The organism is Streptomyces chattanoogensis (assembly GCF_001294335.1).
GTDB classification, from domain to species: domain Bacteria; phylum Actinomycetota; class Actinomycetes; order Streptomycetales; family Streptomycetaceae; genus Streptomyces; species Streptomyces chattanoogensis.
Genome location: NZ_LGKG01000163.1, coordinates 183,943 through 203,072, shown reverse-complemented (window position 1 = coordinate 203,072; position 19,130 = coordinate 183,943). Strand labels below are relative to the sequence as shown.

At 71.7% G+C, this 19,130-nt stretch carries 13 protein-coding genes; 9 read left to right on the top strand and 4 right to left on the bottom strand.

Features of this window, described 5'->3' with window-relative positions; all coding sequences use genetic code 11:
• Window positions 1–129 precede the first annotated feature (129 nt).
• Window positions 130–354: an acyl-CoA carboxylase subunit epsilon gene (locus ADL29_RS44685; protein ID WP_046924287.1), complete on the top strand. Its 225-nt coding sequence runs from the start codon at window positions 130–132 to the stop codon at window positions 352–354.
• A 15-nt stretch (window positions 355–369) separates the two neighbouring features.
• Here the strand turns inward: ADL29_RS44685 and ADL29_RS30635 are convergent, their stop codons facing one another.
• Window positions 370–2,607, bottom strand: coding sequence for a HelD family protein (locus ADL29_RS30635; protein WP_053926831.1), 2,238 nt, complete (start codon window positions 2,605–2,607; stop codon window positions 370–372).
• A gap of 352 nt (window positions 2,608–2,959) precedes the next feature.
• On the opposite strand from ADL29_RS30635, the gene ADL29_RS30630 reads away from it, so the two are divergent.
• From ADL29_RS30630 to ADL29_RS30620, 3 genes are all read left to right on the top strand, one after another.
• Entirely contained in the window at window positions 2,960–4,501 is a 1,542-nt protein-coding gene (locus tag ADL29_RS30630; RefSeq protein ID WP_245689704.1) for an APC family permease, read from the top strand.
• A gap of 223 nt (window positions 4,502–4,724) precedes the next feature.
• Window positions 4,725–5,558 carry a PP2C family protein-serine/threonine phosphatase gene (locus ADL29_RS30625; RefSeq protein WP_053926788.1) on the top strand — a complete coding sequence of 278 codons (834 nt, stop codon included), beginning with the start codon at window positions 4,725–4,727 and terminating at the stop codon, window positions 5,556–5,558.
• A gap of 64 nt (window positions 5,559–5,622) precedes the next feature.
• The gene (locus tag ADL29_RS30620; RefSeq protein WP_053926787.1) at window positions 5,623–6,609 is read left to right on the top strand and encodes an MASE1 domain-containing protein; all 987 of its coding nucleotides are present in this window, start codon (window positions 5,623–5,625) and stop codon (window positions 6,607–6,609) included.
• A gap of 8 nt (window positions 6,610–6,617) precedes the next feature.
• Here ADL29_RS30620 and ADL29_RS30615 read toward each other — a convergent pair whose 3' ends face one another.
• Window positions 6,618–7,679: an ATP-dependent DNA ligase gene (locus ADL29_RS30615; RefSeq protein ID WP_053926786.1), complete on the bottom strand. Its 1,062-nt coding sequence runs from the start codon at window positions 7,677–7,679 to the stop codon at window positions 6,618–6,620.
• A gap of 90 nt (window positions 7,680–7,769) precedes the next feature.
• Between ADL29_RS30615 and ligD the strand changes: the two genes are divergently transcribed.
• Complete coding sequence (ligD, locus tag ADL29_RS30610) at window positions 7,770–8,780, top strand: non-homologous end-joining DNA ligase (RefSeq protein WP_053926785.1); 1,011 nt, start codon at window positions 7,770–7,772, stop codon at window positions 8,778–8,780.
• Between the two features lie 32 nt (window positions 8,781–8,812).
• Window positions 8,813–9,031 (top strand): hypothetical protein, encoded by a 219-nt coding sequence (locus ADL29_RS30605; protein ID WP_046924281.1) that lies wholly within the window; start codon window positions 8,813–8,815, stop codon window positions 9,029–9,031.
• A gap of 245 nt (window positions 9,032–9,276) precedes the next feature.
• Here ADL29_RS30605 and ADL29_RS30600 read toward each other — a convergent pair whose 3' ends face one another.
• Entirely contained in the window at window positions 9,277–10,824 is a 1,548-nt protein-coding gene (locus tag ADL29_RS30600; protein ID WP_053926784.1) for an AMP-binding protein, read from the bottom strand.
• Window positions 10,825–11,320: 496 nt separating this feature from the next.
• On the opposite strand from ADL29_RS30600, the gene ADL29_RS30595 reads away from it, so the two are divergent.
• Entirely contained in the window at window positions 11,321–13,399 is a 2,079-nt protein-coding gene (locus ADL29_RS30595) for a SpoIIE family protein phosphatase (RefSeq protein WP_053926783.1), read from the top strand.
• Between the two features lie 311 nt (window positions 13,400–13,710).
• The gene (locus tag ADL29_RS30590; protein ID WP_053926782.1) at window positions 13,711–15,159 is read left to right on the top strand and encodes an APC family permease; all 1,449 of its coding nucleotides are present in this window, start codon (window positions 13,711–13,713) and stop codon (window positions 15,157–15,159) included.
• 321 nt (window positions 15,160–15,480) lie between these two features.
• On the opposite strand, the gene ADL29_RS30585 is transcribed toward ADL29_RS30590, so the two are convergent.
• Window positions 15,481–15,819 (bottom strand): hypothetical protein, encoded by a 339-nt coding sequence (locus ADL29_RS30585; RefSeq protein ID WP_053926830.1) that lies wholly within the window; start codon window positions 15,817–15,819, stop codon window positions 15,481–15,483.
• A 551-nt stretch (window positions 15,820–16,370) separates the two neighbouring features.
• On the opposite strand from ADL29_RS30585, the gene ADL29_RS30580 reads away from it, so the two are divergent.
• Window positions 16,371–19,100, top strand: coding sequence for a SpoIIE family protein phosphatase/ATP-binding protein (locus tag ADL29_RS30580; protein ID WP_053926781.1), 2,730 nt, complete (start codon window positions 16,371–16,373; stop codon window positions 19,098–19,100).
• Window positions 19,101–19,130: the final 30 nt, after the last annotated feature.

Here is a 19,130-nt window from a genome sequence, read left to right as displayed (position 1 = left end):
GACTGCCGGCACCGGCGGCCGGTGGCGCCCCGAGACGCCACCGGCCGCCCACCGGTTGCTCACCCGAATGGCCCACGCGGACCGATCTCCCGCGCGACACGGTCCGTGGGCGCTCCTAGCGTCGAGGCTGTGACCTGCACAGACACTCCGGACGAGTTTCCCGAGGTGCCGCTGCGGATCGACCGGGGCCATGCCGAGCCCGAGGAAGTCGCGGCCCTCACCGTCGTCCTGGGAGCACACATCGTCGGCCTCCGCGTCCGCGAGGAGGACCGCCGCCGCAGGGAGGCCGACCAGCAGCACATCGTCCGTGAGACGCCGATCGCCTGCTGGTCGGGGTGCTGGTGCTGCGCCTGACCGGCCTCGCCGCCTTCAGTTCACCGCGGCCAGGCCCGCCAGCCCCGTCGGCAGCGGGCCCGTATGCACCACCCCCAGCCGCTGCGTCGCCCGGGTGAGCGCGACATACAGATCGCTCGCCCCCAGCTCGTCCGGCGCCACCACGATCACCGCGTCGAACTCCAGCCCCTTGGCCTGCCGGGGATCGAGCAGGACCACCGGGCGCGTCAGATCCGGCGCGGCGCCGGCGGAGGCGGCCGGGAGCGCCGCGGACAGGGCCTGGTGCCATGCGCGCGGGGCGATCACCGCAAGGCGGCCCTCCTCGCGGGTCTCCCGTGCGGCGGCCTCGGCGACCACACCGGCCAGGCCGTCGGCGTCGGTGCGCCGCGCCCAGGGCCGTATGCCCGTCGACCGGATCGAGCGGGGCGGCTCGAAGGACGGGTCCGCGGACCGGGGCACCTCCGCCGCGATCTCCATGATCTCGGTCGGCGTACGGTAGTTGACGCCGAGCCGGACATGCTCCCAGCGGTCGCCGACATAGGGCTCGAGGACCGACCGCCAGGTGCCGCAGCCGCCCGGCTCCGCGGTCTGCGCCGGGTCGCCGACCAGCGTCATCGAGCGGGTCGGACAGCGGCGCATCAGCAGCCGCCAGGCCATCGCGGACAGCTCCTGCGCCTCGTCCACGATGATGTGCCCGAACGCCCAGGTGCGGTCGGCCGCGGCGCGTTCGGCGGCGCTGCGGTGATCGGCCTCCTCGTGCCGGTCGGCGAGCCGCTCCGCGTCGAGCAGATCGTGCGCGGCCAGCACCTCCGACTCCTCGTCGTCACGGTCCTCGAACTCCTGCGTACGGGAGCCGTACGACAGGTCGAGCACGCCCTGTGCGTAGGCGATCTGCTCCTGGCGCTCGGCCTCCGCGGCGGCGCGGGCCGCCGAGTCGTCCTCGCCGAGCAGTTCCGCCGCCTCGTCGAGGAGCGGGACGTCCGCCGGGGTCCAGGCGTTCCGGGCGTCACCGGTCCGCCGGATCGCGTCCGCGTCGGCCTCCGGAAGGTGTACCGGGTCGGCGAGGAAGTCGGCGACCAGCTGCTGCGGGGTGAGCGTCGGCCACAGCTCCTCGATGGCGGCGTGCACGTCGGGGCTGGCGGCGATCGCCTTGCCGAGCTGGGCGATGTCGTCGGGGCCGAGGAGGTTGGGACCGCCGTACGGGTCCGCGCCGAGCCGTTCGGCCAGCTGGGCGGTCAGCGCGTCGATGACGCGGAACGCGAAGTGGGGGCGGGCGAGGTTGTGCGGCAGCCGGGTCTCGCGGGCGCGGCGCCGGGCCTCGTCCACCAGGTCCGCGTCCAGCACCAGCTCACCGTCGTCGTGGTCGAGCACGATCGCCGGACCGGGCAGCGTCTGCCGGTCCGTCACGAAGCGCGCGAGGGCCGCCGCCATGGCCGCATCGCCCTTGACCTCGGCGGCGCGGGCGGTGTCGGTGCCGGTCGCGGTCACCCCCGGGAAGAGTTCGCCGGGCGTGGCGAGCAGCACACCGGTCTCGCCGAGCGAGGGCAGCACCTCTCCGATGTAGCCGAGAAACGCCGGGTTGGGCCCGACGATCAGCACCGCGCGGCGGGCCAGCTGCTCGCGGTGCGCGTACAGCAGGTACGCGGCGCGGTGCAGCGCGACGACGGTCTTGCCGGTGCCGGGGCCGCCCTCGACGACGAGGACGCCGCCGTGCGGGGCGCGGATGATGCGGTCCTGTTCGGCCTGGATGGTCTGCACGATGTCGTGCATCCGTCCGGTGCGCGCCGCGTCCAGCGAAGCCAGCAGTACGGCGTCCGCGTCGGATCCCTCGTGGCCGGTGCGTGCGGTGTCGGTGAGGTCCAGGATTTCGTCGTGCAGGGCGGTGACCTGCCGGCCCTCGGCGGTGATGTGCCGTCTGCGGCGCAAGCCCATCGGGGTGTGCCCGGTGGCGAGATAAAACGGACGGGCGACTTCGGCGCGCCAGTCGATGACCAGCGGCGTACGGTCCGCGTCATCGCGCCGGATACCGATACGGCCGATGCGGTGATCGCGGCCGTCGCGGAATACCAGGCGCCCGAAGCAGAGGCCGTTCTCGCCGGCGTTGAAGGCGGCTAGGAGGCCGGACTGCTCGGCCACCAGGACATTGCGCTCCAACCGGGCCTGATGGGTGTTCCCCGCAGGTTGCAGGGCGTTCTGCACCGTCGACTCGGCGATGTCCCGCAGTTCGGTGAGGCGGTCGTGGAGCAGGCCGATGAATTCCTGCTCCTTTTGCAATTCCTCGGTCGGCACGTTTGACAATTCAGCCCCGCTCGGATAGAGTGCACTTGAAAGGTGGTTAGCTTCCTTGAATTCATTCAAGGTGGACAAGCGCCCAATATACGCAGGGAAATACCCCGGCCGTCAATTCGGTCCGGGGATTTTTTGTGGCCGGTGCCGGTCCGATGGCCGGTGGCCGGTGCGGGCCGCCCGCCGTGCCGGAGCGGCACGGTCCGCATCCGGCCACGTCACGTAGGCTCCGAACTGCTGGAACGAGCAGGCAGGGAGGCCGTTTTTCGTGACGGATGGTCAGTTGGCGGGCGGGGGCGACGAGGCCGGCGCGCCAGAAGTGCAGGCGCAGGAACGCCGGTTGCGGCGGGAGCTGGGGTTCTGGGGACTCACCGGGATCGGGTTCTCCAACATCGTCGGCTCCGGATGGCTGTTCGCCGCCATGTACGCGGCGCAGACGGCGGGGCCGGCGTCCCTGCTGTCCTGGGTCGGGGCGGGCCTGCTGTGCGCCCTGGTCGCGCTGGTCATGATCGAGCTGGGGGCGTCGCGGCCGGAGGGCGGCGGTACGGTCCGCTGGCCGCTGTACGCCAGCGGACCGCTGGTCGGCACCCTCGTGGGCTGGTCGGTGCTGCTGTCGGTCGGCGGTACCGCGGCCGAGATCAGCGCGATCATGCAGTACGCCGCCCACTACCTCCCGGACATCTACAACGGCCACACCCTCACCGCCTCCGGGCTGGCGCTGGCCGCCGGGCTCAGCGTGCTGCTGACCGCGCTCAACTGGTTCGCGGTGCGGCTGTTCGCCCGGCTCAACAACCTGGTCTCGGTGTTCAAGATCGTGGTGCCGGTGGTCACCGTCATCGCGCTGATCGCCTCCGGCTGGCACTCCGGGCGGCTGACGGACCACGGGGGATTCGCACCGTACGGCTATGCGGCCTGTCTGACGGCGCTGGCCGGCGGCGGCATCGTCTACTCGGTCAACGGATTCCAGGCACCGCTGGACTTCTCCGGCGAGACCCGCCATCCCCGCCGGACGATCCCGGGCGCGGTGCTCACGGGCATCGGCCTGGCGGTGGCGATGTACCTCGCCCTCCAGGTCGCCTATCTCTTCACGGTGCCGGAGAACCTGCTCGGCGGCGGCTGGAAGGGCGTCTCCTTCGACTCGCCGTTCGGCCAGCTCGCCCTCATCCTCAATCTGCACTGGCTCTCCAGCCTGCTCTACGCGGATGCGGTGCTCTCCCCTGGCGGCTCGGCCTACGTGGGCGTGGCGATCGACGCCCGGCACACCTATGCGCTCGCCAAGAACGGCACTATCCCGCGCTACTTCATGAAGGTCGACGAGCGGTTCGGCGTGCCACGGCGGGCGCTGGTGGTCAACCTCGTGGTGATCGTGGTGTTTCTGCTGCCGTTCGGGGGCTGGCAGGACATCGTCAGCGTGATGGGCGATATGTATTTGCTGATCTACGCGGCCTCGGCGGTCGCGGTCGCCGTGTTCCGCGCCGAGCCCGGCGGCCGTACCGCGGGCTGGGTGCCCGGGCTGCGCTACATCGCGCCGGCCAGCTTCGTGGTGGCCACCGAGTTCGTGTACTGGTCGGGGTGGGGCGATCTGCGGCTGGCGCTGCCGCTGGTGCTGGGCGGGCTGCTGATCTTCCTGGCCATGCGACGCTCCGGCGCCCCCGACGGCCGCTCCCGTCCGCTGCTCGCCGAACTGCGCACCGGCGCCTGGCTGGTGGCGTATCTCGTCGTGCTCACGGTGCTCTCCTGGCTGGGCACCTTCGAGGGCTCCGGGCGGCTGCCCGCGCCGTACGACTCCCTCACCGTGGCGGTCGTCGCGCTGGGGGTGTTCTTCTGGGCGGTACGGTCCGGCGTCGGGCATCTGACGGCATCCCGTGAGGCGGCGGCGTAGCACCCGAGGGGACCGGCCGCGCGGCAGCCCACCGCACCGGCCGCGCGCAAGCCCACCCGACCGGCCGCGCGGAAGCCGACCCGGCTGGCCGCGCGGGAGCCGACCCGCAGAAATATGATGAAGCCGGGAGTTGTGGATCCCGCCAGGTCAGGAGGCCGGTACGACAGTCCGCGCGGATCGCACCCCGCAGTGGCAGAAGCCTCGATGCACCCGGGAGCGCTCCATGCTTCGGCGTCGTCCCCCGCGGTCGGCGAGCGCCGACGACCTGCTGACCACGCTCGGGCGGCTGACCGCCCAGGCGCGGGAAGGAGCCGAGCTCCAGCAGGCCCGGGTGGAACTGGCGGAGGCGCTGCAGCGCGAGATGCTCCCCGCCACCTTGCCGGAGGTGCCGGGGCTGCGGGCCGCCGCCACCTACGCGCCCGCCCGGCACGGCCTGGACATCGGCGGCGACTGGTACGACGGCTTCCCGCTGCCCGACGGGTCCCTGGCGTACTGCATCGGCGATGTGCAGGGGCATGACGTCGAGGCCGCCGCCTTCATGGGGCAGATCCGGATCGGGCTGCGGGCCGTCGCACCGCATGCCGCCGACCCCGGCGAGGTGCTCAGCCGCGCCAACGACCTGCTCCTCTCGGTGCAGGCCGGACTCTTCGCCACCTGCACCTTCCTCCGCTTCGACCCGGCCACCTGGGAACTGGCCAGCGCCCGCGCCGGCCATGTGCCCGGCATCTGGGCCACCACCGACGGGCACCACGGCGTCACCGACGACCCCGGAGGCCTGCCGCTCGGCATCACCCCGGGCGAGACCTACCCGGTCACGCACCGCCGGCTCACGACGGCGGGCACGTTCGTGCTGCTCACCGACGGCGTCGTCGAGGGTCCCTCGTACGCCATCGAGGCGGGGCTGGCGCAGGTGTCCCGGCTGGTCAGCGAGCGGGCCGGGGAGGATCCGGCCCAGGTGGCCGCCGAGGTGATGAACCTGGCCGAGTGCACCGGCCACAGCGACGACGCCGCGGTGGTCGTGCTGAGCTACGCCGCGCCGGCACCCGGCGCCGGGTGACGCGCGCACCCGGCGCGCGTGTCGCGGACGGTGCCGGGACCCTCGGCATTGTCTGATGGCTGCTGTGGTGCGCACCGAGGAATTCCGGCGGCTCGCTACCGCAGCCGTGACGATCGCCGCCCTCGCCGCCGTCTACTACGGCACCGCCCGGATCGGCCTCCTGGAGCAGGTCGTGATCGCGAACACCGTGGTCACGCCCCTGTGGCCACCCACGGGCATCGCCCTGAGCGGTCTGCTCCTGCTGGGCCTGTGGACCTGGCCGGCCAGCGCCCTCGGCACCCTGTGGATCGTCTCCTACCTCAGTCCGCTCGATGTCTCCGTCCTCGGCGTCATCGCGGGCAACACCCTGGCCCCGCTGTGCGCCTGTCTGATGCTCCGCCGGGTGGGCTTCCACCCCGCACTGGACCGGCTGCGCGACGGCGTCGCCCTGGTGCTCCTCGGCGCCTTCGCCGGCATGCTGATCAGCGCGACGTTCGGCGCCGGCACCCAGATGCTCACCGGTTCGCTGCCGGCCGGTGCCTTCTGGCGGACCTGGGTGGCCTGGTGGGTGGGGGATGCGATGGGGGTCCTCATCGTCGCCCCGCTCCTGCTCGCCTGCCGTACGGTCCGCAGGCCGTGGGACATCCCCGTCACCCGGTGGTTCGAGGCGGTGGCGCTGCTGGCCGGAACGGTCGTGGTCTCACTCATCACGGTCAGCAGCCCCATGTCCCTGCTGTTCCTGGTGTTTCCGCTGGTCGTGTGCGCGGCGCTGCGCTTCCAGCTGACGGGGGTCGCGCCCTGCGTGCTGCTGGTGTCCGTCGTGGCGATCTCGGCCGCGACCCGGCGCATCGGACCGTTTGAGGGCCAGAGCCTTCTGGAAGCCATGGTCAACCTGCAGGCCCTCAACGCGTCCATGGCACTCACCGCGCTGCTGCTGTCGGCCATCATCACCGAGCAGATCGGCATCCGTCGCAGGATCGAACACGTCTGCTCCGAGCTGGCCGAAGTGGTGGACCGGCTCGCACCGGGGGAGAGCGGACGCCACTGGCCGCCCAACGGCGGATCCCGCTGACCCGGCCCTCAGCCGTTCAGCAGTTCCCCCAGGTCATAGGCGACCGGCTCCTCCAGCTGCGCATATGTGCAGCTCTCCGGCGTACGGTCGGGCCGCCATCTGCGGAACTGCGCGGTGTGCCGGAACCGGCTGCCCTCCATGTGGTCGTACGCGACCTCGCACACCCACTCCGGGCGCAGCGGCACCCACGACAGATCCTTGCCACCGCTCCACCGGCTGGGCCCGCCCGGCATCCGCCGGGAGGCGTGCGCCGCCTCGTCCGTCCACTCGCCCCAAGGGTGCCCGGCGGCATCGTCCATCCGCAGCGGTGCGAGCTCCTCGACGAGCTTGCGCCGCTTCGCCATCGGGAACGAGGCACACACCCCGACGTGCTGCAGCCGCCCCGTGTCGTCGTGCAGGCCCAGCAGCAGGGAGCCGACCACCGGTCCGCTCTTGTGCAGCCGGTAGCCCGCGACGACGCAGTCGGCCGTGCGGGCGTGCTTGATCTTGAACATCGCCCGGTCGCCCGGCCGGTACGGCAGATGCAGCGGCTTGGCGACCACCCCGTCCAGGCCCGCCCCCTCGAACCGGTCGAACCAGGTGCGGGCCAGCTCCTGATCGGTGGTCGCGGGCGCGGTGTACACCGGCGCGCGGGCCGGCCGCAGCGCCTCGACCAGCGCTTCCCGCCGCGCCGACTGCGGCGCGTCCAGCAGCGAATCCGGGCCCAGGGCCAGCAGGTCGAAGGCGACGAGGGAGGCGGGTGTCCGCTCGGCGAGCGTACGGACCCGGGAGTCGGCGGGATGGATGCGTTCCAGCAGCTCCTCGAAGTGCAGCCGCCCGTCGTGCGCGATGACGATCTCGCCGTCGACGACGCAGCGCGGCGGCAGCTCACGGCGTACGGCGGCGACGGTCTCGGGAAAATAGCGGGTGAGCGGCTTCGTCGTACGGCTGGTGATCTCGACCTCGTCGCCGTCCCGGAAGACGATGACGCGGAAGCCGTCCCACTTGGCCTCGTACTGCATGCCCGCGGGGATGTCGGCCACGAGCTTGGCGAGCATCGGGGAGACCGGGGGCATGACGGGCAGGTCCATGCCTTTGATCCTGACGGCGCGGCGCCCGAGGCGCGCGCCGGGAAGGCCGCCCAGCGCGCGCCGCCGGCCGCCGGAACCTAGCGTTGAGGCATGGCTGCAGGAGCTGTGGAGCTGGACGTCGCGGGGCGCACGGTGCGCGTGTCGCATCCGGACAAGACGTATTACCCCGAGCGTGGCTTCACCAAGCTGGACGTCGCGCAGTACTACCTCGCGGTCGCGGACGGCGTGCTGCGCGGGCTGCGCGACCGGCCCACCACCATGCAGCGCTTCCCGGACGGCGTCGAGGGCGAATTCTTCTACCAGAAGCGGGCGCCCAAGGGGCTGCCGGAATGGCTGCCCACCGCCCGGATCGCCTTCCCCAGCGGCCGGTTCGCCGACGAGATGTGCCCGACGGAACCCGCCGCCGTCATCTGGGCCGCCAATCTGGGCTGTCTGACCTTCCACCCCTGGCCGGTACGCCGCACCGACACCGAGCACCCCGACGAGCTGCGCATCGACCTCGACCCGCAGCCGGGGACGGACTTCGCCGACGCCGTACGGGTCGCCCACGACCTACGGGAGCTGCTGGCGGAGCACGGGCTGCGCGGCTGGCCGAAAACGTCCGGCGGCCGGGGTGTGCACGTCTACGTACCCATCCGCCCCAACTGGACGTTCACCGAGGTCAGACGGGCGGCTATTGCCCTGGCCAGAGCCCTTGAACGCCGCTGCCCGGACCGGGTGACCTCCGCCTGGTGGAAGGAGGAGCGCGGCGCCAAGGTCTTCGTCGACTACAACCAGATGGCCCGGGACCGCACCATCGCCTCGGCCTATTCCCTGCGCGCCCGGCCGCGGGCGACGGTCTCCACACCGCTGCGCTGGGAGGAGCTGGCGGACGCCGCACCCGAGGACTTCGACCTGCGGACCGTGCCGCCCCGCTTCGCCGAACTGGGCGACGTCCACGCGGACATGGCAGAGCACGCCTTCGGCCTGGAGTCCGTGCTGGAGCTGGCGGACCGTCAGGAGGCCGATGAGGGCCTGGGCGATATGCCGTACCCGCCCGACCACCCCAAGATGCCCGGGGAACCGGCCAGGGTGCAGCCGAGCCGGGCGCGTAAGCGGTGACCGGACCGGCAGGGAGCGGTGATCGGACCGGCATGGACGCGCACGCACCGCAGACGACCGTGACCGTGCACCCGCCGGGCCCGGACGGGGCGCGGCGGGTGACGGCCGGGGAGCGCAGGCTCGGGGTCGCCCACCGGATCGAGGACCTGGTGAAGTTCCTGCGGCACGTCGGCCTGGACGACATCGAGATCGAGGAGACCGACCTCATCGACTGGCGGGGCGGCGGGCCCGAGACCTGGGACGAGCCCTAGCCGGCAGGGGCGACTTCCGGCCACCGATACCCCTAGGGGTTGTTCGAACAGATCCCCTAGGGGATACGAGGGCCCCCTGCGGGGCCACAACGTGGTGGGGGCGGGCGGTATTCCCGGTGGGGGAGAGCGGGCCGGGCGGCGATCCCTGTGGAGGGGCCGGGCCGACCGGTGGTCCCTGTGAGTGGGGGACCGGGCCGGGCGGCGATCCCTGTGGGGTACCGGGCCGGGCGGCGATCCCGGCGGAGTCAGCCCGTAGTGGCGAGTTCCTGCTCGGCCCGTCGGCGCAGTTCCTTCTTGTCCGGCTTGCCGGCGTCGGTCAGGGGCAGTGCGTCCACGAAGCCGATGTGGGCCGGCTCGTACATCGCGCCGCGCTGCTCGCGCACCATGGCGCGGAGCCGGTCGCCGTCGATGTCGCTGCCGGGCACGGGCACCACCACGGCGTGCACCCGCTCCATCCGGTCCGCATCGCGGACGCCGAAGACGGCGCTCTGCCGGACCTGCGGGTGGGAGTTCAGCAGGTCCTCGAGCTCGGTGGTGTACACATGGCCGCCGACCACGACGATCATGTCCTTGATGCGGTCGACGATGGTCAAGTACCCCTCGTCGTCGAGGAATCCGATGTCCCCGGTGTGCAGCCACCCGTCCCGCAGTACCTCGGCGGTCAGCTCGGGCTGCTTCCAGTAGCCCTTCATGATCATGGCGGAGCGGACACAGACCTCGCCGTGCTCACCGCTCGGCAGATCGCGGCCGGACTCGTCCCGGATGACCACCTCGACGTCGGCCAGCACCTTGCCCGCCGAGCGCAGCCGGTCCGGGCGCCCGAGGTCGTGGTCCTCCTTGGTGAGGACGGAGACACCGCCCGACTCGTTCTGTCCGTAGCCCTGTATCAGCACCGGGCCGAACCGCCGTACCGCGTCGGCTATTCGGGCCGGTGACGCCTGGCAGCCGCCGTACGTCAGCATGCGCAGGCTGGAGGTGTCGGTGTGCTGGGCGTCCGGATGGTCCATCAGCTGGTAGAGCAGCGGCGGCAGCAGGAACAGATCGGTGATCCGCTCGCGTTCGATCGCGGCGAGCGCCTCCGCCGCGTCGAAGTCGTCGAGCAGCACCACGGTGCCGCCCGCGTGCAGGGTGTTGTCGGCCAGGTGCCCGGCGCCGTGCGCCAGAGTGGTGACCACCAGCTGGCGGCGCTCGAACCCCGGCTCCTCCGGCAGCACCCCGCGGAACCAGCGGACCTGCTCGAACGTGGTGCAGATGCCCTTGGGGTGGCCGGTGGTGCCGCCGGTGTGCCGGATGGCGCAGATGTCGTCGGGCCGGGCGAGGCCGGCGAGCGGCTCGGCGGACTGCTGCGCCGCCAGGTCCAGCAGGTCGGTGCCGAGCTTCGCCGGGCCGAGCACCAGGACGGCCGGAACCGGGGCCAAGTCCGTTACTTCGACGGCCCGTTCGGTGTAGCGGGGGTCGACGATCAGCGCCCGGGTCTCGACATCGCGGACGATGTCGGCCTGCGCCTCGGCGGACAGCTTGTTGTAGAGGTGGTTGACGCGGGCGCCGACCAGGTTGGCCGCGTAACGGGCGGCGACGGTCTCCGGCAGATTCCCGCAGAGCAGGGTGACGGTCTCTCCGCGGCCGACACCCTGGGCGAGCAGTGCCCGCGCCATACGGTGGACCAGGTCACGGAATTCCCCCGCCGTGACGCGCCGGCCCTGGTGGATCAGCGCCTCGTGGTCGGGGCGGGTGCTAAGGGCATCGAGGTTTTCCTCCACGTACGTGCGGAAGTTCTGGTGATCCATGGACATGTGGGGCTTCTCCTGAGGCCGGAGTGGGGTCAGGACTCCGACGGTGCGGGTACGAGAAATTTAGTTGCTAGAGGCAACTAAAAGCCAGGATAGTCGCTGGAGATCGACATCACCAAGTCGGTCGCCCCGCCACGGCTGTTATCCGCCACCCTGTCTGCCGTCGCTGTCTGCCACCGCCGGGAAATTCGGCAGCCCGGACTTCCCCGAGCGGGTCGCCCAGGTGTGCTGTCGCGGCGCATAATGCTTGCTCCCCCGCAGCACACCGTTGTTTCGCAGCACACCGTTGTTTCGCGGTGCACCGCTGTTCGGCAGCACACCGCTGATGCACAGGACACGTTGTTTTCGCAGGACACCGTTGAAGTGAAGATCTCGCTCTCCCTGCGGCGCCGTCCCGTCTGGAGAGATGATGGAGGGCAGCGGACGCACGGCGCAGAGGGCCGGGCGCGGAGAGCACCACGGCTGTCGGTCCCCGGAGGCCGGCGGAAGGAGTGCCTTGATGGGTGCGACCGACGCGTTCCCCGAGGGTGCCGCCCCGGCGAGGGCAGGCACGTCCCGGCCCGGCGGCCTGCTCGATGTCCTGGGCGTGGCCGCGGTGATGCTGGACGCGGACGGCCGGATCACGCTGTGGAGCCCGCAGGCCGAGGACCTGTTCGGCTGGACCGCCGAGGAAGCGCTGGGCCGGCTCGCCGCGCAGCTGCTGGTCGACCCCCAGCACTTCGACCTGGTCCTCAGCCTCTTCTCGGAGGTGATGGCCAGCGGCGAGAGCTGGGCCGGGGTCTTTCCCGTCATGCACAAGGACGGCACCACCCGACTGGTCGAATTCCGCAACATGCGTCTGCAGGACGAGCGCGGCGAGTCCTACGCCCTGGGCATCGCCACCGATCAGGCCGTGCTGCGCCGGGTCGAACGGGATCTGGCGCTGTCCGTACGGCTGGTGGCCCAGTCGCCGATCGGGCTGGCGGTGCTCGACACCGAGCTGCGGTTCGTCATGGTCAACCCGGCTCTGGAACGCATCAACAACCTCCCCGCCGAAGCGCATATCGGCCGCGATGTGCATGAAACGCTGACGTTTCTGGACACCGGCGTCATCGCGTCCCGGATGCGCGAGGTGCTCGCCACCGGAAAGCCGCTGCTCGACCAGTTCACCGTCGGCCGCACCGGCGCCGACCCGGCTGCCGACCAGGCGTGGTCGGTGTCGTACTACCGGCTCGACGACCCCAACGGCCTGGTGCTGGGCCTGGCGACCTCCGTCGTGGACGTCACCGAGCAGCACCGCGCCGCCGCCGAGGCCGCCCGCGCCCGACGGCGCCTCGCCGTCATCGCGGATGCCTCCGCGACCGTCGGCACCACCCTCGACGTCGACCAGACCGCTCATGAACTGGCCGACGTCATCGTTCCCGAGCTGGCCGACCTGGCCGCGGTGGACGTTCTCGACGCGGTGCTCAACAGCCGGCGCCCGGCCTCGCTGCCGCCCGGCTCCCCGGCCCGCTTCCGGGCGCTCGCGGTGGCCACCGCCTACCCCACCGACGCCGCCCGCGCCGCCGACCCCACCGGCCAGATCGCCTCCTACGACGCCGACCGGCTGATCACCCGGTGTGTCACCGACGCCCGGCCCGTGCTGGTCGCCCGGGTCGGCGAGGAGGATCTGCCCCGGATCGCCGCCGATCCGCAGGGCGCCGCACTCCTGAGGAAGGCCGGGCTGCACTCGTATCTGGCGGTGCCGCTGATCGCCCGCGGCGAGGTGCTGGGCGCCCTGTCGCTGTACCGCGTACGCAATCAGCTGCCGTTCGACGAGGACGACGCCGTCCTCGCCGTCGAGCTGGCCGCCCGCGCCGCGGTCTGTATCGACAACGCCCGCTCCTACCAGAGCGAACGCCGCACCGCGCTCACCCTCCAGCGCCACCTGATGAACCACCGGCCGCCCCAGCCCACCGGCATGGAGATCGCCTACCGCTACCAGCCCGCGCAGGCGGCCAGCGAGGTCGGCGGCGACTGGTTCGACGCCATCCCGCTGACCGGCGGCAAGACCGCGCTGGTGGTCGGGGACGTGATGGGCAGCGGGATCAACGCCGCGGCCACGATGGGCCAGCTGCGCACCACCACCCGCGCCCTGGCCGACCTCGACCTCGAGCCCGCCGAGGTCCTGCGCCATCTCGACCACATCGCCGGCGGCCTCGACCCGGCCTTCGCCACCTGCCTCTACGCCGTCTACGACCCCCACGAGGGGCAGTGCCGGATCGCGGTCGCGGGCCATCTGCCGCCGGTCCTCGTCCGCCCCGGCCGCCCGCCGGAGCTGCTGGACCTGCCCACCGGCGCCCCGCTCGGCGTCGGCGGCGTCGCCTTCGAGCAGACCACCGTGCAGGTGGCCGACGGCGACCAGCTCGTCCTCTATACCGACGGGCTGATCGAAACCCGCGAGGACGCCATCGACACCCGCCTCGACACCCTCCTCGAGCTGCTCGCGGAACCCGAGCGGCCGCTGGAGGAGCTCTGCGACCGGCTGCTGGGCGCACTGCGGCACGGCCATGACCACGACGACGTGGCGCTGCTCATCGCGCGGGCGCGGGCCCGCTGACCCTCCCGGCCGGCGCCCGGCGGGGACCGGTTCACCGCCCCCGGCGGCAGAATCCGCAGCCCCTCGCAACCACGGAATCCGCGTAATGATTGGCCCGTTGTCGCTGATCGGTGATCGAGAGGGGCTGTAGACGACGGATATCGTTGTCTCAAGGACTTAACAGAGTCTTGACGGGAGTCGAAGTCGGGGGTTGTATTCCGTCACCGAAGCGGAGCCGGTGGTTCTTCTGGTTCGCCCCGCTTTGTGGCTCTCTCCGTCGAGGAGTGCCCCACTTCCCTGCCGCTCGCACCGATGGGACACGGATAACCGATATGCCCAACTCGAACGTCGTCTCCGCAGCACCCCACACGGAAACCCGCAGTACGACGGAGAAAGCAGCGCCCAAGCTCACCCGTTCCATCGGCGTCGTCGGCGGAACCCTGCTCACCCTCTCCTGTCTGACCCCGGCGTCCTCGCTCTTCGTGATCGTGCCGGACTCGTTCGCCACACTGGGCACGGGCACCGCCCTCACCATCGCCATCGCGGCCCTGCTCTGCATCGGCGTCGCCTTCACCTACTCCGAGCTCGGCACGCTCATCCCGAGCTCCGGCGGCGAGTACGCCATGGTCGGCACCCTGATGGGGCGGCTCGCCGGATGGCTGGTTTTCATACTCTCGCTGATCGTGGTCATGATCGTCCCGCCCATCATCGCGCTGGGCACCGCCGACTATCTGGCCCCCGTCGTCCATCTGGATCCGCAGTACACCGCGGCCGGCGTCATGCTGCTGGCCACCGTCATGGGCCTGCTGGACCTGCGCGCCAACGCCTGGATCACCGGCATCTTCCTGGTCCTCGAGGTCGTGGCCTGCGCCGTCGTCGCCTTCCTCGGCTTCACCCACACCAACCGCTCCGCCTCGGTGCTGGTCCACCCCGTCATGGACGCCGGACACGGCCGCACGACGGCGGTCACCGCCGGGCTGATCGTCGCCGGACTGGCCACCGCGCTCTTCATCCTCCAGGGCTTCTCCACCGCCGTGTACCTCGCGGAAGAGATGGACAACCCGCGCCGCAACGTCTCGCGGACGGTCCTGTGGACCCTGGCCATCGGCGCCGCCGTCGTCCTCATCCCCGTCATCGCCATCACCCTCGGCGCCCCCGACCTCAAGACCCTGGGCGCCGGTGACGTCGCCGGCATGGTGGAGTCCTGGAGCAACTCCGGCGTCGGCACCTTCGTCAGCCTCTGCATCGCCCTGGCGATCATCAACGCCGCCATCGTGATGGTGATCCAGAACTCCCGTGTGGTGTTCTCCTCGGCCCGCGACGCCGCCTGGCCGACCCCGGTCAACCGCGCCTTCTCCCACCTCGGCAAGCGCTTCGGTTCCCCCTGGGTGGCCACCCTCGTGGTGGGCGTCCCCGGCGCGGCGCTGTGCTTCGTCAACCTCGACACCCTCAGCGAGGTCACCGGCGTGGCCGTCGCCGCCATGTACGTCTTCGTCGCGCTGGGCGCGCTGGTCTCCCGCCGCGGGGCGCACAAGCACAAGGCGGCCTGGCGGATGCCGCTGTGGCCTGCGATTCCAGCGCTGCTGGCCCTCGTCCTGGTCTGGGTGCTGTGGCAGCAGAGCGCCAAGAGCCTGCTCATCACGGGGTTCATCGTCGCCGCGGCGGCCGTGTACTGGGCCGTCTACCTCCGCCCCCGGCAGGAGAGCCACTGGGTGATCTCCGTCCCGGAGGACGAGCAGGCGCCCACCGAGGAGAGTGCGGTCTCCTCGGTAAGCGCCTAGGTTTCAGCCCTGCTCCGGCCCGCCGCTGCTCCGCGGCGGGCCGGGTCAGGTCAAGCGCGTCCAGCAGCAGGCATACGCGGTCGACGGCGTCCCGCTCGGCGGGGCCGTCGGCCGTTGTTGTTTGGTCGGGAGGCTTGGCCGTTGCCCGCAGGGGCTCTGCAGGCCTTTGCTCGCGGGGGCCCGTGTATGGGGCCGGGTGCCTGCGCCCGCGGCGGGAGAGCCGCTGGGTGGTCTCCGTCCCGGAGGACGAGCAGGCGCTCACCGGGGAGGGTGTGGTCTCCTCGGTGAGCGCCTGGGTTTCAGGGCCGCTCCGGCCTGCCGTCAGTCCCCGGTGGGCCGGGTCAGGGCCAGTGCGTCCAGCAGCAGGCATACGTGGTCGACGGCGTCCCGCTCGGCGGGGCCGTCGGCCGCTGTCGTTTCGTCGAGCAGCTGGGCCGTTGCCCGCAGGAGGCTCAGCAGGCTTTCGCTGGCGCCGGCCGGCGGCTCCGCGAGCACGAGGACGGAGCGGATCTGCTCGCCGCTCAGCGGCAGGCCCGTCTCGAGGAAGCGGAACAACGCCACAGCGGCTCGTCGGTCGGCGGCGGTGGGCTGCCACAGGCCGAGCGCGTGGTGGTCGATGAGCCCAACCGCCTCGGCGCGGATCTCCTCAGCAACATGCATGCCCACGAACGTCTCATACGCGATTGCCGGCCCGCCGCGGCGTCCGGCGGCCGCACCCGTCGCCCGCCCGGCATTCGCGGTCCGCCGGCAATACGGGCTGACCAGGCACATTGCGAATGGCCCGCACTCACCCGGCCGGCCGCAAACCGGAATTCCGGCGGTCAAACCTGTGGCAAGAGTTACATGGCCGGTAATAGGGCCGGGGCAATTGCGTTTCCGTCGGTTGGCGGAGCGTGACGGGCACGAATGCCGTACACCTCGCAATTCCATGGCCTCACCGGACAAAACGCCCACCGCCGCGGCATTAGGCACATGGCTACCCATCCACGGATACGCATCCACGGATAAAGAACTCCGCAACCGGATAGCCGTGAAACATACCCGCTGGTTTACTGGCCCTCTGGTGCCCGAGCCAGGAGCGCGGGATCATCGGACCACTCCGGGACGCCCGTGAACTCGGCCGTTGCGATGCGGCCAGGAGCCGCTGCGCTCCGCATTGCGCGGCTCGCCCACCGTAAGCGGATCGCAAGCAGGGGGTGTAGAAAGAGGACATGGCCGGACGCTACGACCGCCCGCGTTCGGTTCTGAGAATGCGAACTGTCGCAGGCCAGGTCTTTCTCCTGCAGGTGGCGATCGTGGTGCTGCTCGTCGCCGCGGCCATTGCGGCACTCGTGCTGCAGTCCAGAACCGACTCGGAACGCGAAGCCCGCAACCGTTCGGTCGCCGTGGCCGAATCCGTCGCCAACGCCCCAGGCATCGAGCGGGCACTCAAGAGCGCCGATCCCACCCTCGTACTGCAGCCCCGCGCCGAAGCCGCCCGCAAAGGATCCGGCGTCGACTTCATCGTCGTGATGAACACCCAGGGCATCCGCTACACCCACCCTCTGCCCGACCGCATCGGCAAGAAATTCGTCGGCAACCTCGCGCCCGCGCTGGCCGGAGGCATCACCACCGAGAAGATCACCGGGACCATAGGCCCCCTCATCCAGGCCGTCGTCCCGGTCGTCGGCGACAACGGCAAGGTCATCGGCCTGGTGTCCGCCGGCATCACCATCAGCAAGGTCAGCGGAGTCGTCGACCAGCAGTTCCCGCTCCTCTTCGGCGCCGCCGCGGGCGTGCTGCTGCTGACCACCGGCGGCACGGCGCTGGTCAGCAGGCGGGTGCGCCGCCAGACACACGGCCTCGGCCCGGCCGAGATGACCCGGATGTACGAGCACCACGACGCGGTGCTGCACGCCGTCCGCGAGGGCGTGATCATCGTCAGCGGCAGCGGCCGGGTGCTGCTCGCCAACGACGAGGCGCGCCGGCTGCTCGGCCTGCCCGCCGATGTCGAAGGCCGCCAGGTCGCCGACCTCGAGCTCGGCCCGGACGTCAAGGCGCTGCTGTCCTCTGGCCGGACGGCGACCGACGAGGTGCATCCCGTCGGCGACCGCCTGCTCGCGGTCAACCAGCGCTCCACCGACCAGGCCGGCGGGCCGCCCGGCAGCGTGACCACGCTGCGCGACACCACCGAGCTCCAAGCGCTCACCGGCAGGGCCGATATCGCCCGCGGTCGCCTCAAGCTCCTCTACGAGGCGGGCACCGAGATCGGCACCACCCTCGACGTGGTGCGCACCTGCGAGGAACTGGCGGAATTCGCCGCCGCCCGGTTCGCCGACATCGTCACCGTCGACCTCGCCGGGGCCGTACTGCGCGGCGAGGAGCCGACCGCCTCCGCCGCGGGCCCGGAGATGCGGCGTACGGCGGTCAGCGGCGACGGCGCCGAGGACACCGCGCTCTATCCCGTCGGCAAGGTGATCAGCTTCCGCCCGGACACCACCCTCGGCGCCGGCCTGGCCAACGGCGAACCCGTCCTCGAAGCGGACCTGGCCGCCCTGTCCGGCTGGCAGCGCCAGGACCCCGAGCGGGCCCGTCGGCTCATCGCCTACGGCATCCACTCGATGATCGCCGTCCCGCTGCGCGCCCGCGGCGTCATCCTGGGCGTGGCGATGTTCTGGCGCGCACAGGAGCCGGAGGCCTTCGACGAGGAGGACCTCTCCCTCGCCGAGGAGCTGGTCGCCCGCGCCGCGGTCAGCGTCGACAACGCCCGCCGCTACACCCGCGAACACGCCATGGCGGTCACCCTGCAGCGCAGCCTGCTGCCGCGGGGCCTGCCCGAACAGAACGCCGTCGAGGCCGCCTACCGCTACCTTCCCGCGCAGGCCGGACTCGGCGGCGTCGGCGGGGTCGGCGGCGACTGGTTCGACATCATCCCGCTGCCCGGCGCCCGGGTCGCCCTCGTCGTCGGCGACGTCGTCGGCCACGGTCTGCACGCCGCCGCCACCATGGGCCGGCTGCGCACCGCCGTCCACAACTTCGCCAACCTCGATCTGCCGCCCGACGAGCTGCTGTGGCACCTGGACGAGCTGGTCACCCGGATCGACCAGGACGAAGCCGGTGACGCCGACGGCTCCGCCGGAGTCACCGGCGCCACCTGTCTCTACGCCATCTACGACCCGGCATCCGGCCGCTGCACCATCGCCCGCGCCGGCCACTGCCAGCCGCTGCTGCTGCGCCCGGACGGCACCGCCGAGTACGCCGAGGTGCCCGGCGGCCCGCCGCTCGGCCTCGGCGGCATGCCCTTCGAGAACTGGGAACTCGTGCTCCCGGAGGACAGCCGCCTGGTCCTCTACACCGACGGCCTGGTCGAGGACCGCGACCGGGACATCGACGCCGGTATGGCCGCGCTGGCCCGGATCCTGCGCGGCCACGCCGGCCGGACCCCGGAGGAGACCTGCGAGGCTGCCCTGCGCGAGCTGCTGCCCGAGCGCCCCAGCGACGACATCGCCCTGCTCGTCGCCCGCACCCGCGTCCTGGACTCCGCCCATGTAGCCGACTGGGACGTCCCGGCCGACCCCTCGGCCGTCGCCCGGGTACGCGCCGCCGCCGTCCGCAAACTCACCGAATGGGACCTGGCCGACGAGGCCTTCACCACCGAACTCATCCTCAGCGAGCTCGTCACCAACGCCATCCGCTACGCCTCCGGCCCCATCCACGTACGCCTCATCCGCGACCGCTCCCTGATCTGCGAGGTCTCCGACCGCAGCAGCACCTCCCCGCATCTGCGGCAGGCCGCCACCACCGACGAGGGCGGCCGCGGCCTCTTCCTCATCGCCCAGCTGGCCGAACACTGGGGCACCCGGTACACCGGTGACGGCAAGATCATCTGGACGGAGCAGCCGCTGGTGGGAGAGGTGGTGGGTGAGCAGGGGGCGCCGTCGATCGGTCCGCCCGCCGTCTGAGCCCCGCCGCGGGTCCGACGCCGCCCTGCG